11 protein-coding genes are annotated in these 16,357 nt (G+C 40.7%); 5 read left to right on the forward strand and 6 right to left on the reverse strand.

Annotated features, from left to right (window positions below; all coding sequences use genetic code 11):
- Positions 1-253 precede the first annotated feature (253 nt).
- Together DS2_RS10800 and DS2_RS10805 are read right to left on the reverse strand one after the other, a co-directional pair.
- Complete coding sequence (locus DS2_RS10800) at positions 254-1,648, reverse strand: hypothetical protein (protein ID WP_035014792.1); 1,395 nt, start codon at positions 1,646-1,648, stop codon at positions 254-256.
- 36 nt (positions 1,649-1,684) lie between these two features.
- Positions 1,685-4,036, reverse strand: coding sequence for a TonB-dependent receptor (locus tag DS2_RS10805; protein WP_035014793.1), 2,352 nt, complete (start codon positions 4,034-4,036; stop codon positions 1,685-1,687).
- A 279-nt stretch (positions 4,037-4,315) separates the two neighbouring features.
- Here DS2_RS10805 and DS2_RS10810 point away from each other — a divergent pair, with 279 nt between their 5' ends.
- The 4 genes from DS2_RS10810 (at position 4,316) to DS2_RS10825 (ending at position 11,411) form a co-directional block, all read left to right on the forward strand.
- Entirely contained in the window at positions 4,316-5,419 is a 1,104-nt protein-coding gene (locus DS2_RS10810; RefSeq protein ID WP_035014794.1) for an endonuclease/exonuclease/phosphatase family protein, read from the forward strand.
- Between the two features lie 203 nt (positions 5,420-5,622).
- Positions 5,623-7,047 carry a TolC family protein gene (locus tag DS2_RS10815; protein WP_152537592.1) on the forward strand — a complete coding sequence of 475 codons (1,425 nt, stop codon included), beginning with the start codon at positions 5,623-5,625 and terminating at the stop codon, positions 7,045-7,047.
- A complete protein-coding gene (locus DS2_RS10820) occupies positions 7,034-8,290 on the forward strand; it encodes an efflux RND transporter periplasmic adaptor subunit (RefSeq protein WP_035014796.1) in 1,257 nt (418 codons plus the stop codon). The genes DS2_RS10815 and DS2_RS10820 overlap by 14 nt, the downstream gene beginning before the upstream one ends.
- Entirely contained in the window at positions 8,280-11,411 is a 3,132-nt protein-coding gene (locus DS2_RS10825) for an efflux RND transporter permease subunit (protein WP_035014797.1), read from the forward strand. Before DS2_RS10820 ends, DS2_RS10825 begins: the two co-directional genes overlap by 11 nt.
- 72 nt (positions 11,412-11,483) lie before the next feature.
- On the opposite strand, the gene DS2_RS10830 is transcribed toward DS2_RS10825, so the two are convergent.
- From DS2_RS10830 to DS2_RS10845, 4 genes are read right to left on the reverse strand one after another with little or no spacing between them, the layout of a single operon-like run.
- The gene (locus tag DS2_RS10830; protein ID WP_035014798.1) at positions 11,484-11,990 is read right to left on the reverse strand and encodes a hypothetical protein; all 507 of its coding nucleotides are present in this window, start codon (positions 11,988-11,990) and stop codon (positions 11,484-11,486) included.
- A complete protein-coding gene (locus DS2_RS10835) occupies positions 11,959-12,408 on the reverse strand; it encodes an alpha/beta hydrolase-fold protein (RefSeq protein WP_035014799.1) in 450 nt (149 codons plus the stop codon). The genes DS2_RS10830 and DS2_RS10835 overlap by 32 nt, the downstream gene beginning before the upstream one ends.
- Positions 12,405-12,920, reverse strand: coding sequence for a hypothetical protein (locus DS2_RS10840; RefSeq protein ID WP_035014800.1), 516 nt, complete (start codon positions 12,918-12,920; stop codon positions 12,405-12,407). Before DS2_RS10840 ends, DS2_RS10835 begins: the two co-directional genes overlap by 4 nt.
- Positions 12,907-14,292 carry a sulfatase gene (locus DS2_RS10845; protein WP_035014802.1) on the reverse strand — a complete coding sequence of 462 codons (1,386 nt, stop codon included), beginning with the start codon at positions 14,290-14,292 and terminating at the stop codon, positions 12,907-12,909. Before DS2_RS10845 ends, DS2_RS10840 begins: the two co-directional genes overlap by 14 nt.
- Positions 14,293-14,784: 492 nt before the next feature.
- Between DS2_RS10845 and DS2_RS10850 the strand changes: the two genes are divergently transcribed.
- Positions 14,785-16,356, forward strand: a complete 1,572-nt coding sequence (locus tag DS2_RS10850; protein WP_081754253.1) for an alpha-galactosidase — start codon at positions 14,785-14,787, stop codon at positions 16,354-16,356.
- Position 16,357: the final 1 nt, after the last annotated feature.

Genomic DNA, 16,357 nt, shown 5'->3' on the forward strand with positions numbered 1-16,357 from the left:
CAAATTCAAGATTGGTTATTTTGTTGGCGATATAATTAGGCAAACTAGTGGTGCTTAGTTGGTTATATGACGCTGCACCAAAAGTATTTTGAAATGAAAAATGCCGCTTAGAATTTTTATAGGAAAAGTTGAGCATGACAGCATGTAACTGGCAACTTTAAAGTATACAACTAGCCATAGGTTGATTTTGATATTATTGCAGCTGTGTTAGCTAAGACAACACAGCTGTGTTTAATCACTTTACTAGTTTGTATTAATGATCGTGATGATCATGCTCGTCGTGATCTTCATGTTCTTCTTCAGCTATACCCAACCAGGTGATTTGGCTAGGTGCGAAACCAAGATCAATTTCTGCTGATTCTTCGAAAGTTTCTAAGTCAATTTGCACAACGTGTTTAGCGACTGGATCAGCTACATAAGCATAATGACCATTTTGTGCAACCGTTAAGCTAAATGACATGCCATCTGGGATAGCTGTTGTATCACCATCGCGTACATCTATAGCCTTATGATGTTCCCATTCAATTGAACCATCATGTACATGCTGCTCTAAAATATTAAGCGTGCCATTAGTTTCTAACACTAGAAAATATTCACCGTGATTCGCAAAGCTGTATGCAGCAGGGCGTATGCCATCTGTAGGTTGCCATTCTAGGACAGACATTGAGTTTTCTTCAGGGTTAACTGCAAGTAGAGTTGCAGTATTACCACCGTGCGCTGCCGCTATGCCGATAAATAATTCGCTGTCCTCATGCCCGTATAAAGTGCCGATTCGGCCGCCGTGTAAATCGTCAATATTGGCAATTTTACTTGCGGAAAAGCCTTGTTCGTTTTCTTCAGCCATTAGCACACCATCACTACAACCGAATAGAACAAACTCTTCGTTTTGTGCTGCACCATGAAGGTCAGGGCAGGTAACGCCAAAAGTTTGTTCTAGTTCAAATTCGCCATCGTGTGCATGATATACACCCACTTGGTCAGGTAAAATTTTCGCTGCTGAAGTGCTTTCGACGTCGTCTCTACGAATGGTTGATAATAAGTGTTCACCTCTTGGCTCAGCGACACCATGCATATTAATGGTATAAGTCAGTGTATTCACATTGGTTTGTGAACCAGCAATATCCGTGTCTGAAATAACTTGCACAGATGCTGCTGCACTTGATTCAGCATCACCATCGTAAAATACTGCCAATTGACCGTCATGTGTAACGACGTGAGTAGGGCGGCTTGCTGTTAGTTCGTAGTCCGACATGCTTGGTTGTTGTTTGTAGTCATGTAAGTGGGCTACATGATCTTCTCGCCATAAACCACCATCAATGAATCCAACATAGTCGTTCGTTCTGCTTGTAATGACTGCGTAGCGGTAGCCAGCAGAAGCGTACAGACTGTTTGATGTATGGGTTAATGAAAAACTGTCAATTGAACTGTTTGTATCTAGGTCGAGTATTGAAACTTGTGCATTTTCTGCAGATAAAACTGCGAGACGGCCCATAGATTCAATTGTATATTCATCACCGTGATCATCATGTTCATCTGGTTTTTCGATAGAATCTTTTTCTACTATGTTAGTTTCAGCGTCACCACAACTTGCCAAAGCTAGTACGGCTAATGCACTGGCAAGTGCATTAAGTTTGAATTGATTATTCATGTTTTCTCCTACAACAATTCTATATATATCTATTAATTAAAAATAGCCGCGAAGGCCTACAGCTACGCTGCGCCCTGGTCTTGGTGCTAAATCTTTTAAGAATGACGTGTGCACGTGCGCTCGTGTGTCAGTTAAATTGGTACCCTTGAGAAATACCGTGGTATCCAAATTAAATATGGGAAGATCGTAACCAACGCTTGCGTCCACCAACGTATAACCATCTGTTGCGGTTTCTAGGTTAGCAACTTTGTCCTGTGTGCTATATCGAGTTACGTCTAACTGTGCACTGATATTTTGATGCTGATAGTTAAATTTGCTACCAAAACGTAATGGAGGTGTTCTCGCTAGGTTTTCACCGTTGGTTAATTTCGCTCGTACATAATCGGAAAACAAGGTAGCTTTAAATGCACTCGAAACCTGCCATGCTAATTGCAGCTCGAACCCTCGGAGGGTTACGTCGTCCATCTCGAAAATATATACGGGCAGTTGACCTTCGTGCTCATCAGCATCATGTGTATCGTGATCATGTTCATCGTGGTCGTGCTCGTGATCATGGTCGTGGTTGTGACCATCATCAGCAAATAACCCTGTGGCTTTTTGGTTATAATAGTTGTCTATTCGATTGTAAAAAACGTTAAATACAAAGCCAACGTCACCTTGGGTTTTACGAAGCGTGAAATCAAGGTTGTTGGCTGTTTCTAAATCTATTGATTGCTCAGACAACTCTACATGAGAATGGTCGTCATGCTGTTCTATCGCAAACAAAGCACCAACTTCATAAGTTCTTGTCCCAATGTGTGGACCAAACGACAATAGTTCAGAAGCAGCTGGTGCTCGCTGTGAGCGTGATAATGAAAGGCCGAGATTGTACCCTTCGGTAAAGTCCCAAACTATCCCAGTTGATAAGCTGATTGGCGTGAAGGTTTGTTTAACATCAAACACCCTAATTAAGTTGGCATCATCGTGATCATGTTCATCAATGTTGGGAAGAAGAACTGAATCAGCATCGAGCGTTACCCGCTCTGCACGACCACCAACTTGAAGCAATAAATCTCCTAAGCGTTTTTCTTCAATGATTGAAACGGCAAACGCTTGAGTTGTTGAAGGTGGAGTAAAGGCCTCGCTGCCTTGGGCTGCAACATCGCTGTGTTTATAGTGTAAACTTACACCGCCTTCCCAGCCTGCAAATTTGCTATGCAACAAGTCAATGTTTACTTCGTTGGTTTGGTTTTCAAACACAGTGCCAACGGCATCGTTTTCTATTTCTTCGTGCTCGTAATCAGAAAAGCCGGCTTTGAATTTTACTTGCTTAAGCAACTGATTTTGGTAATTCACTTCACCTAGTAATTGTACACGAGTTTGCGTTAAGTCAGCATAAACACTTTCGTCACTATGTTCGTGTCCGTGCGAGTGCCCTGGAATACCATATTTTCGTTCAAACTGTTCAACCGCCGCACCGAAGTAACCGTTGTCAAACAAATAACTGGCACCAAGCGTTAAACCCTTTGATTTTTCCGCACTGTTGTCAATTTTATTTTCAGCAGTTGGAACTTCGTAGTCTGACGATTCTCGCCAATAGCCATCTGCATACAAGCCGATGGATTCAACGCCTGTCGTCAAGTTAAAAGCTGCAAGTTTCTTATCGTCAGCAGAGTTTGTTTCTAATGTCCATTCGCCACGGGTTGCATTGTCTTTTGGAACTCGACCATCTACGACATTCACAACACCACCAACTGCGCCACTGCCATAAAATAATGTTGCAGGGCCTCTTAATACTTCTATTTGTTCAGCAGTAGATGCTTCTGAAGCAACAGCATGGTCTGGACCCACTCGTGATACATCAGAGACATCCAAACCATTTTGAGCAATCATGACCCGTGAACCGCTTAAACCGCGAATAACCGGTGTACTGGCAACATTCGCATGAAAGTTAGTGTGTACACCTGGTAATTTTTCTAAAGAATCACCAAGTGTTGACAGTTGTTGTTGGCGCAAGGCTTCACCAGATAAAGCACTAACTGGCGCTGAAGATTCCATAACCGACATATGTACAGGCGTGGAAACGACGTCGATAACCTCAATAGGAGAGCGTTCTAAAACCAGTTCAATTTTTTTATTTTCGCCAGCCGACACATCAACGCTTTTGTGTAAATGAGCATAACCAAGCGCTGAAATATGGATGTCTTGGTCACCGGCTTCAAGGTCTTGAATCGAAAATCTACCTTGTTTGTCTGTTTTAGCCTGATGCGAAGTACCTTCGATTTCTACCATGGCACCTGCCACAGCGGTACCTTTGCTATTTACGATCACACCTTCTAGCGTCTCTGCAAGCACACTAGCAGGCAACACAGCGCTGATAAGCAAAGTGAGTTTGGTAAGTTTTTGCATTTTAAACCTTGGATTATATCTTGAAGTTATAGAATGAATTTATGTTATAACGTAACTTTTTATGTATGTTATAATATAACATTGAGCTTAAGCAAGCACGATATACTCAATTGATAAGTAAATTAGTGTGTTTTAATGTAAAAATTACACACTTGGCCGCCGATATTATTTTTGTAACTCTTCAAAAGCCATTGAATAGTGGTGACATGAAAGCTGGTTAGATTATTGCTTAGGTTAGGTACCTAAACGTTTAGTTTGTAAGCTAAGTAAGGATAATAAATGCTTTTATTTGGTTGGATTGTGCTGTCCGTTGCTTTAGCTGCGGTGACTTTGTTACCTATGTTTAATTGCAGTGATTGGAAAATACGGTGTTGGGAATTTCCGAGGTTGCAAATTTTTGTCTTGGCAACTCTGTGCTGCATATTTGGTTTGTATATAAATTTTTCATTGGCAGCAGAAAATGTAAATAGCTTAATAACATGGTCAATTACACTGCTAAATGTCTGGGTGATGGGATATCAAGCAAAATGGCTATATCGGTTCTTACCTTGGATGGAGAAAACATCTAGAGCATGTAAACAACCTAATTCAGAGCAAGTTGGCCTCAAAGTACTGGTAGCTAATGTACTAATGAAAAATCAACATAAAGATGAATTGATTTCACTGGTAAAGCAAACAAAACCAGACATAGTTATAACTTTGGAGTCAGACAAGGATTGGCAGTGCGCGTTGGATCGTGGGATTGCTTACGATTATCCATATTCAATTAAAAAACCGCTAAACAATTTATATGGCATGCATCTATATTCCAAGCTGGCCATAGAAAAATATGAAGTTAGTTATTTGATCGAGCCGAAAATACCTTCGTTTCACGCGCGTGTAAAAATGCCATCGGGGCAAGAGATTAAGCTGCGTGTTTTACATCCAAAACCTCCAAGTCCTACAGAAGCTGACTATTCTCAATCAAGAGATGCCGAATTATTAGTGGTGGGAAAGCAAATTAGCAAAGATGATGTACCAACTATAGTTACTGGTGACTTGAACGATGTTGCTTGGTCACGGACAACCAGAGAGTTTGTGAAATTGTCAGGATTAAAAGATCCTCGAGAAGGACGTGGTTTTTTTAACACTTTTCATGCGATGATCCCAGTATTGCGTTGGCCGCTGGACCATATATTTCACTCTGATCACTTTAGTTTAGTTAAAATGGAAAAATTTAAATTAAAGGGCTCGGACCATTATTCGTTGTTTACTGAATTAGCTTTAGATAAGCAAAGTGTTGAAATTAAATCGCGAGAACATCAACGACAAGACAAAGATTTAGCTAAACAAAGAATGAATGCAGAAAATGCAGATTCACATGATGTACCGGATGTTGAATAACTTTGTGTCCTAGGATATCGATACAACTAATGAAGCAATATTCTGACAGCCGATAATATATGTTATGTTAAATTACATGTGGTGTGTTTGATTATTTCCTCTCTGCCTAAACCCGTTTTCCTGTACATTTACACAACCTTTACACCCAAATGGTGTAAACGTATTACCACACTTTTTATAATGAATTTATTAACAAGTAAGTTGTGAGTGTAGTTTTGAATTTGCCCAAATGGTTACGGTTTGCATATCTATGCTGTTTTAGTGCGCTATTAAGTGCATGCAGCCATAAGCCAGATGTTGCACCGAAAAAGATGGATATTCAAATTCCAGAACAATGGCAGAGTTTACAATCTGATGTGGCAACGCCCCAGCACAATACGCAGTTATTGCAATTACCCAATGAGTTGCAAGGCCTTATAGCTCAGGCGTTAGCACAGAATACGGACTTTTCGGTCGCGATGCAGCGTCTGCAAATGAGCGCAGCAGATTTGCAGATTGCCCAAGGCCAATTGTTACCGGATGTTTCAGCTGCATCAGGCTGGAGTTACAACGAACGTTTCAACGATAATGACAAGCGCATCGATAGCAAAAGTTTGTCACATAAGTTAAGAGTTGCATGGGAGCTTGATGTTTGGGGAAGACTTGCTGAACAAGAAAACGCCGCGAGTGCTGATTGGCAGGCAGTGCAAGCAGATTACCAAGATGCTCAGCAATCGTTAGTTGCACAAGTAATTCAAGCTTATTTAGATTTAACCCTTAACACCGAGTTATCAGCTTTATTTGCTGCCAACTTTGCAAATCAACAAAAACGAGTTTCAACTATGTTGAACCGGGTTGACTTGGGTTTAGCGAAACCAGTCGATTTATATTTGGCGAAAACCAGTTTGCACAATATAGAAACTCAGCTGTCTACTCAAAAGTCTCGTGTGAACGCTGCGCGTAGTCGGCTGAATATTTTATTGGGGCGCTACCCCACTTCACCACTTAAATTGAATTTTGAACCAGTGCAAATAGCTGATTTTTCATTAAGCATTAATCCAGCCAACGTATTGCAATCTAGGCCAGACATACGAGCTGCGGAATATAGAGTCGCGAGTGCGTTTAATCAATGGAAATCTAGTTCTAAGGGGTATCTACCGAGTTTTAGGTTGGCCGCAGATATTAGTAGCAGCGAAAGCAGTTTACGTGATTTGTTTAATTGGCAATCTTGGCTAGCGCGCCTTGCTGCGGATATTTCAATGCCTATATTTGACGCTGATAGGCTAGAGAATATCCATTTAAAAAACGCCAGTAAAGAGCAAATTGCGTGGCTTAATTATCAAAAGCGAATTTTAACCGCGATGAAAGAAATAGAAAGCAGCGTATATGCTGAATATGAACTAAATGAACGTAAAAGTGCCATTTTTCAATCAACTAATGCTATCCAAGCCGCTGAACAATTGTTATTGGCTCAGTATGAGCAAGGAATCACCAATAGTAGTTCGGTATTTAATATTCAAAGTAGACGTATTAACAGCCAAGCTGACTTAGTAAGAGTTAATCACGCTATTTTATCTAATCGAGTAACGCTGACATTGGCATTAGGCGAACATTTCAATTTTGAGGTAAAGGCAAATGAAACATACTAGGCTTTTTAACTCTGTGTCTATTAACTATGGTTTGTGGGTTAAATGGCTCGTTACTCCATTGGTACTAATTTCACTGGTATACGGCGGATTGGCCTGGTTTAACGCTAATCAACCTGAGCCTAAATCTCGGCCGAACAAGGTAAAAAAAATCCGTGTATTTACTTATCCTTCAAAGCAACAAAATTTACAACTAAAAGCGTATAGCCAAGGAGAAGTTACCGCGGTTAACGAAATTGATTTAAAACCACAGGTCAGTGGTAATTTAGTTTATGTTGCAGACAACTTTGTCTCTGGCGGTATTATTCGACAAGGTCAGTTATTGCTAGAAATTGACCCAACAGACTATGAGTTAGCCGTTACACAAAAACAGGCCAAAGTGATTCAAGCACGTCAGCAACTAGAACATGCTCAAGCTGAAGCCGATGCGGCTGCAATAGAACTGGCAAGTTTAGGCAGAACTCAAGTAAGTGATTTGGCCTTGCGTAAGCCACAATTAGAGCAAGCTAGAGCCAGCCTCGCTGCGGCGAAAGCAGAGCTTGAAAAAGCCGAATTGGATTTAGCACGGACAAAAATTTATGCACCTTTTAATGGCAGAGTTGCCAAAGAAAGTGTCAGCCGCTTCCAATATGTTAATAAGGGTAGCAATGTCGCGAGATTATTCTCAACAGATTTAGCTGAAATTCGTCTACCGGTTAATCTAGATGATTTGCAGCAAATTCGTTTGCCTAGTGCGTATTTTAGTAATTACACCGATTCACAGTATACGGTTGAGTTATTTGATGGAATGGAGCCAAGCGCCAATCGTTGGCAAGGTAAAATCGTTCGAACTGAAGCGAATATAGACGCTAAAACTCGTTCTGTATATTTAGTCGCGCAAGTGAAGGACCCTTATAAAAGTGAATTTACTCCGCTTTTAAATGGGAGTTTTGTACATGCAGAGATTGCAGGGGCTTGGGTTGATGGTGTTAGTTTATTGCCAAAAAATTCGTTGAGGAATAATGGTCAACTTTGGGTTGTCGATAAAAATAATCAATTGTTGATCGTCGATGCAAAGGTTTTGCAGCGCACACAAGATCACATAGTTGTTGCTGACCTACCCAATAAAACTAAAGTGATCACCTCTTCATTAGCAATGGCAACAGCAGGAATGAAAGTCATTCCGATAAATAACAAGCATAAGGCGAGCACGAGTGTCGCTTTAACTGTCAGCGGACAACATAAGGAAGACAACAATGCCTTCTAATTCATTGTTGCTATGGTGGATCCGTAATCCGGTCGCAGCTAATCTTGCTATGTTGCTGCTTATGGTTGCGGGGGCGTTGAGCTATTTCTACTCAGTTGAAAAAGAACCCTTTCCAACAGTGCGTTTGCCTATTATGGACATCTCTATGCGCTGGCCTGGCGCAGGACCTAGAGAAATTGAAGACCAAATTGTCGTGCGCTTTGAAGAGGCAATTAAAAATGTTGAAGGCATTAAATATACGGTTTCACGTGCGTTAGAAGGGCGAGCTTTTGTCACCGTAACGGGTGAAGAAAAAATAGATAGACGTAAGTTCGCTGATGATATTCGTGAAAAAATAAATTCAGTAAACGGCCTACCCAATGATGCAGACAAGGTTATGGTCACCGAGCGAACCAATCGTGAACCAATGATTCGTATTGCGTTGCATGGCATGGTCGATACCGCTACATTAAACAAAGTTTCACGGGAAATTCGCCGTGAGGTCGGTTCCCTCCCCCTTATTTCGCTGGTTCAGGTAACGGGTGATTCAGCTGAAGAGGTTTCTATTGAAATTTCAGAAGAAAAGCTTAGTTATTATCAGCTAAGTTTTGATGAAGTCAGTGACGCGATTAAAAAGCAATCAATAAACTTGTCGGCCGGCGTCATTCGCAGTGAAACCGAATCATACACGTTAAGCGTACGAAGTCGCGCTGAATCGCAAACCGAGTTCGAAGATTTAATCATTCGCCGTAATGGTGACGGTGCCGTGTTAAGGTTAAGAGATGTCGCCAAGGTTATTGATGGACCTATAGTTGGCCGTTGGTATTCTTCATTTGATGGTGAGCCAGCGGTTTTAATCGATGTGATGAACTCGGATCATATGAACATACCTAAAATGTCAGAGAGTATTCGTCAATATATCGAAAGAAAGCAAAAGCATTTACCACAGGGTTTAAGCCTTACAATATGGGATGACTGGAACAATGCATACCAAAGTCGGCTGTCTTCAATTTTTAACAATGCAACCATGGGGTTGATTCTTGTATTTGCTACCCTACTGTTATTCCTTCAGCCCAAAGTAGCACTATGGGTCAGTATTGGTATTGCGACTGCATTTTCTGCTGCATTCTGGTTAATGCCTAGCTTTGATATATCGTTGAACATGATTTCGCTTTTTGCCTTTATGATGGTGATAGGTATTGTTGTTGACGATGCCATAGTGATTGGCGAAAGTATTCATGCAGCAAACGAGAAAGGGCTATCGGGTGAACAAGCTGCATATCTGGGCGTTAAAGAGGTTTGCCAACCTGTTATTTTTGGTGTACTCACAACGGTTATTGTGTTTGTTCCTATGTCACTTTTACCTGGTAGCACTGCAGAGTTTACCCGCTCAATTGCATTTGTCGTCATTCTAGCCTTGTTATTTTCATTGTTTGAGTGTTTATGCATTTTGCCCAATCATTTAAAACATTTGACTGAATATTCAGCTCACAAGCGTCAAAGTCGTCTTAAAAAGTGCCAGCAGCAATTTGCCAACTGCTTAAATTATTCTGCTACTCATTTGTATCAACCAGCTATGCGGGTATTACTAAATTGGCGTTATTTAGTTGTCGGTATTTTTATTCTGGCGTTTCTGGCATCGATCAAGCTATTAAACGACAATCATATTTTGCAGTCGTTCGAGCCTAAAATCGAAGCCGATACCATTCGGTTGAATATTTCCATGCCCGAAAATACCTCATTCGAACGAGTCCAACAAGTACATGAAACGCTTAATCGAGCACAGCAAAAACTAAACGAACACATAGCGCAACTGGATTTAGAAAATAACCAGTTTGTTGAGCATGTATATACGCGTATTGGCAACACCAACATACGTAGTTTCATCAAATTAGTGCCAATGGAACACAGAGCCATGGACATTGACAGTGCAACAGCATTACTCACTGAATTTATTGGCGATATTCCTGATGCAGAAGAAATTGATTTTAAAACAACCTTAAACACCCGTGACCCGCGAATCGCATTTATGATCAGTGGCGAAAATTTGGATGCGATGACACTTGCTGCAGCAGAATTAAAAGAGCATATCGCTACTTATGATGATGTGTTTATGGTTAGAGACAACCTCGATAGAGGCAGTAAAGAAATTGTCTTAACCCTTAAACCAGGTGCTGATGCGATAGGGGTAAACATTCGTGAAGTCAGTAAACAAGTTAGACAAGCGTTCTTTGGCCAAGAAGTTCAACGTTTACCTCGCGCTGGGGGTGATGCTCGGGTAAAAGTTAGATACTCACGTAGTGAACGAGAAGCACTCGACTCAATTTTTAAGCTGAAAATTCGCATGCGTGATGGTCGTGAAATCCCTTTAATGTCAGTCGTTGATTTAGAGATTAAGCCTGGAGTAAATCGAATTATCAGGCGCGACGGCAAAAAAGTTGTGTGGATTTGGGCCGAATACGCAGGTTCGAATCGAGCTGAAGTTATAGACAGCGTGCGTAAAGAGTTTATGCCTGATTGGCTCAAGCGCCATCCAGAAATATCGACCGACAGAAGTGGTCGAAATCAAGACCAACAAGCCTTTATTGATCAGGTAATTTATTATGAAGGAATGGCGTTTTTAGTCGCTTATGTCTTAATGGCGGTCGCTTTTGGTTCGTATAGCCAACCGCTATTAATTATGTCGGCGATACCCTTTGCCTTTTTGGGCTCGATTCTTGGGCATTGGGGGCATAGTATCTATTACGGTGCTTTTTCAATGTTAGGTATTTTGGCTGCGAGTGGTGTTGTGGTGAATGACAATTTAGTTTTAATAGATAAACTAAATAAACTAAGCCGGCAAGGGATTAAGCCGTTTGATGCCATTTTACAAGCGGGCACCAGCCGTTTTCGCCCAATACTGTTAACTTCATTAACCACTTTTATTGGCCTAGTACCTATGCTTTCTGGTGATAATGAGCAATCAAAATTTCTTGTGCCAATGGTTGTGTCGCTTGCGTATGGCGTTGTTATGGCGACCTTAGTGACATTATTTTTCGTGCCTTGTTTGTATTTAGTTGGGGTTGATATCAAGCGCAAAACCCACGCGGCATTCGATTGGTGGAGCAACTTGGGAAAGCCTATTAACACTCAGAGCGAATAATGCCCCCAATTTTTATAAGCGAGCCCAACAATATTTGCTTGGCAAGTGGCTTTGTTGCCAAGCAAACCTAGGCTATAGTTCAACAAAAATAGCTTCAATTTTCACATTGCTGCTTGCGTTTGACACTGTATAACTTGCCACTGCCCCTTGCGAAATATCGTTCACCAGTACATCAGATAATTTGTAACCTTCTTCTGCTGCAAAGGTGAAAGTTTGTGATTTGCCCGCTAGTAAAGTGATGTCTCCTTCCAATGGTTTGACATTACCGTGTGCACTGCTCGAAACTGAAAGTGTGTATTTTTGGCTATCGCAACCATTAAATACAATATTTTCAGTGGTGATTGGGTCAATTTGGTTGTAGGTGTTTTTGTTGCTTTCAGTTAAACACACATCATTAATTTTGACTTGGTCAAAACTAATGTCCGACATTTTATAAATATCACCATTGTCTAACACAGTGCCTTCAATTAAACCTTTAGACGCTTTAGCCGTTTGTTGATAGCCATTGCCCGTAAAATCGAGTTGCTGTCCGGTCACAGTAACATTTTCAAAGTGTTGGCGGTATTTGTTTTTGCTCAATTAAGTAATCCAGCATTGCAGCTAAATTAAGCTCTTTTTCCATGCGCTGGCCATCAAGCACCAGTAACAAATTTGGCTTGTCACCTGCTTTATAATTATAAGGGGTGTATACCCAATAATTACGTGGTGTGTTGTACCAAGTTTGTTCTAGTTGTGGTTGGGTTGGTGCAATTACATAGGGGGTAGATATTTTGCCTTTTTGTTTGGCATTAAATACTTTCGCAGTTTTAGTCGCCACTATTTCAGTTGGGTTATTGGGTAAAAGTTTTGCTGATATTGGGTAGTCGCTGTCTAGTCCATCTATAAGGTTAGACTTCACAACTGTATTGGCTTGAACATTAAATGCAAATGCAATGTTCAAAGCCAACAGCAAAGCTAAACTGCCAAAATTTAAAACCCAAAACTTTAAAGCAATCATTGTTTCTTCTGCAACTGCTCGGGCAATGTCCAAGGGCTTTGGTTGTGCCAAGCCGTAGGTTTGCCTTCCATTGCGAGTTTATCGACAAACTGTAGGTCTTGTGCGGTTGGCGAAAATCGAGCATCTAATACTTTAACTGCAACATCGCTTTGGCTAATTTCAAATTCAATTGGTACTAGCCATAAGTTCCAGCGGTTTTTACCGCCCGCTTGTTTTACATATTCGTGGTCAAACGCTGTTACCCACCATTTGCCATATGGATCTTGAACTAAATTGCCGTGGCCAGCATTTTTAACCATCATTCGTCGTTTACCGTACGGGCCTTTTTTAATAAATGGATCACGTACCAATTCATCTAGTGCATTAAACGCTTGGTTATGTGCTTTTAATAAGCTGAGTTTATCCGTGTTATCAGCCCACACCTTGCCGCTAACCAGCAATAAAAAGCCTACACAAAGCACACGTAAAAGCGCACTTGTCTTCAATCCTTTATAGTGATTATTGTTTAGCATTGATTAGCCCTTGCAGTTTTTTAACTACCTGAGGAAATTTGTCTGCTAGGTTATGTTGCTCTACTGGGTCTTTAGACAAATCAAATAATAAGTCACTATCGTTTGTAGGCACTCGACCAGACCGGCCAACATTATTCATGCCTTTTCTAATATATTTCCAGTTTTGATAACGCACACCTGCAATTTTATTTTTGTAGCTTAAAAACACCGCTGATTCACTGCTAAATGAGCTCGTTACATCAGTCGATTGAAAGAGCGGCACTAGGCTTGTGCCATCTAGTTTATATGTAGATGCATCAACGCCTGCTAGTTGTAACACTGTTGGGACTAAATCAACTGTTGAGCTGATATGCGAACTCACCTGGTTTGCTTTAATTCGACTGGGCAAACTGATAATACCCGGTACACGCACACCGCCTTCGTAATTGGTAAATTTGCCATGACTGTAGGGTTTGGCTGAACCCGCGTGTGAACGATAACCTAGCCAAGGTCCATTGTCTGAGCTAAACACAATTAAGGTATTGTCTGATTGATTGGTCGCTTTTAGGTGGTTAATTAATTGGCCAAAGTAATAATCAATTTCTTCTACCGTGTCACCATACAAACCACCTTTGCTTTTGCCTTTAAAATTTTCGCTGGCAAATAAAGGTACATGTGGCATGGCTGGGGTTAAATATACAAAAAATGGCTCGCTTGAGTTACTAATAAACTCAATGGCTTTTTCAAAATAACGTTTAGTCAACGAGCTTTGCTCAGCTGGATATTCAATAATTTTTTCACCTTCAAATAAAGGCACTAACTCTTTGATCCCCTTGTTTTTAATTATCTGTCTTTTTTTGCCGGCTTGTTTAACCATTTGTTGGTCTCTTTGTGCTTTCGCTAAGTCATATCCGTTATTAAATTTTACTTGCTCTGCAAACTCGTGTTTGTAGCCTATATACATATCGTTGCTAAAAGGTATGCCATAGTAATAATCAAATCCTTGAGCTGTTGGTAAAGTGGTTTTTAAATCACCCAAATGCCATTTGCCAATGGCGGCTGTTTTATAGCCCGCTGGTTTTAGCATTTCAGCCAAAGTAACTTGCTCTGGTTTCATGCCCATAGCATCTGGGAAATAAACACCTGTCACGCCATTATTTTTTGGCAATTTGCCTGTTAACAAAGCTGCTCGAGACGCACTACAAACCGACGAAGCAACATAAAAATCCGTCATACGTATGCCAGACTGGGCAAAATTATCCAAATTAGGCGTTTTGATAGTTTGTGAGCCATAGCTGGATAAGTCGGCATAACCTTGGTCATCGGTAAACACCACAATCACATTTGGTTTTTTCTGCTCATATTTTTTTGCATGGGATTGGTTTGCATGCATTGTGCTTCCACAGCCAGTTATAAGAATACACACGCAAGCAAGTAAGAATATTTTTTTAGGTATATAGCTCATAATTTAGGTCGTTAGTTACGATTCAGTTGTGGTTATTCTTCCACAACTTTAAATCTACCTGACTATCTAGACTTCCCAATAACTCGACATTTTGTATTGTTTTCGTCTATTTAACTAATCGAAAAAACGGTGTAATTAAGTGACTTCTGTGGAGTTTAACAGAAAGAAATGCTAACAAGAGTATAACGTGACTATCGGTCATATTTGATTTTGTGTCCCATATTAAGCCAGTCGATTTATTCTAGAGTTTGCCAGAAGGCTATGTAATGTGTTGGTTTTAAATGAAAATTAAAGATTTTCAATTACTAAAGACAAATTGGCAAAGAATAAAGATTGATAGTCACTCCATTCATAGCGCTGTTCATTAAAAATTAACCCACTAATAACATTACAAACAAACCAAAGAAAAAGGGTTTATACATGCAAAAACTAAAAAGCATTTTCGCGACAACAGCTGTGGTTACAGCTTTGTTGGCGAGTGGATGTTCTTTAACTGACAACCAAACTCAGAAATCAGCTAAAAAACAATCGAACGAGAGCTTATTACTTGAGGTTGCGGAAAAACCCCCGTTGGGCTGGAATAGTTTTGATGCTTGGGGGAGCCGTATCAATGAAAAAGATTTTCGCGAAACCGTCGATTTTATGGCTGAACATCTAAAACCGCATGGTTGGGAATACGCTGTTATTGACTATATTTGGTGGAACCCAGCACCAGGTGCGCACAATACTAAAGAAAATTATCAGCGTCGCCCAGGCCATCCAAACGTTTTGCTTAACCCAGATGGTTCATTAAAAAATCCAGCCGAAGCACCAATGGATGAGTATGGCCGGTTACAACCAGCTGTTGAGCGTTTTCCATCATCTGCTAATGGTCAGGGTTTTAAACCGCTGGCTGACTATGTCCATAGCAAAGGTTTAAAATTTGGTATTCACATTATGCGTGGTATGCATCGTCATGCATGGTACTTAAATACGCCAGTAATGGGCACAGATAAAACCGCGCGCGACATTGCTAAATTTAATGATCATGCGGGTTGGTTAAATAATATGTTTGGTATTGAATACCGTGCAGAAGGTGCGCAAGAATTTTATAACTCAATTTTCAAACAATATGCAGAATGGGGCGTCGACTATATTAAAGCTGACGACATGATGGGCCAATGCGGTGCTCCGTTCCATAGTTATTATGCTGGCGAAATTGAAATGATGCGAAAAGCCATTGATAACTCAGGACGCCCAATGGTGTTGAGTCTATCATGTGGTGAAGCACCAATTGCTCATGCAAACCATTTAGAAAACAATGCCAACATGTGGCGTGTGTCAGCTGATTTCTGGGACAAATGGAAAGACTTAAAACGTAGTTTCCAATTATTAGACAAATGGTCGCCATTTATTGGTGAAGGTACTTGGCCAGATGCGGATATGATCCCGTTTGGTCGTTTATCTCTAGATGATCGACCGCATGGCAAAGAGCGCATGTCGCAATTCACCACTGACGAAAAATATACTCTCATGACCTTATTTAGTATGGCGCGCTCACCACTAATGATAGGTGCAGAGTTAAATACCACGCCATTTGAAGAAATTAAAACCTTCTTTATGAATGATGAAGTTTTATACGTTAATCAAAACAGTACGAACAATCGCCAAATCATTCGTTATGACGAAGAAACTGCGAAAAAAGGCGCTAAAACAAATGACTTTTACGCAGCATGGTACGCAGAAGACCCTGCCAATGGTGATGTATTTATCGCACTATTTAATTTAGGCGACGAAGTTAAGTCTGTAGAAATTAACTTCGACATGGAAGATATGCGTGGAACCTACAAAGTTCGTGACTTATGGGCTAAAAAAGACATAGGCACAGCCAAAGTTAAGTTTGCACAAACACTACCGCCTCATGGTGCTGGTTTGTATCGCTTCACTAAAGTGCCTGGTTCGTCTGAAGCTTGGGTAATCCCTACTGAAGAAAAAGCGCACGATAACCAATAAC

Origin of the sequence: Catenovulum agarivorans DS-2 (assembly GCF_000568405.1) — a bacterium.
Taxonomy (GTDB): Bacteria; Pseudomonadota; Gammaproteobacteria; order Enterobacterales; family Alteromonadaceae; genus Catenovulum; species Catenovulum agarivorans_A.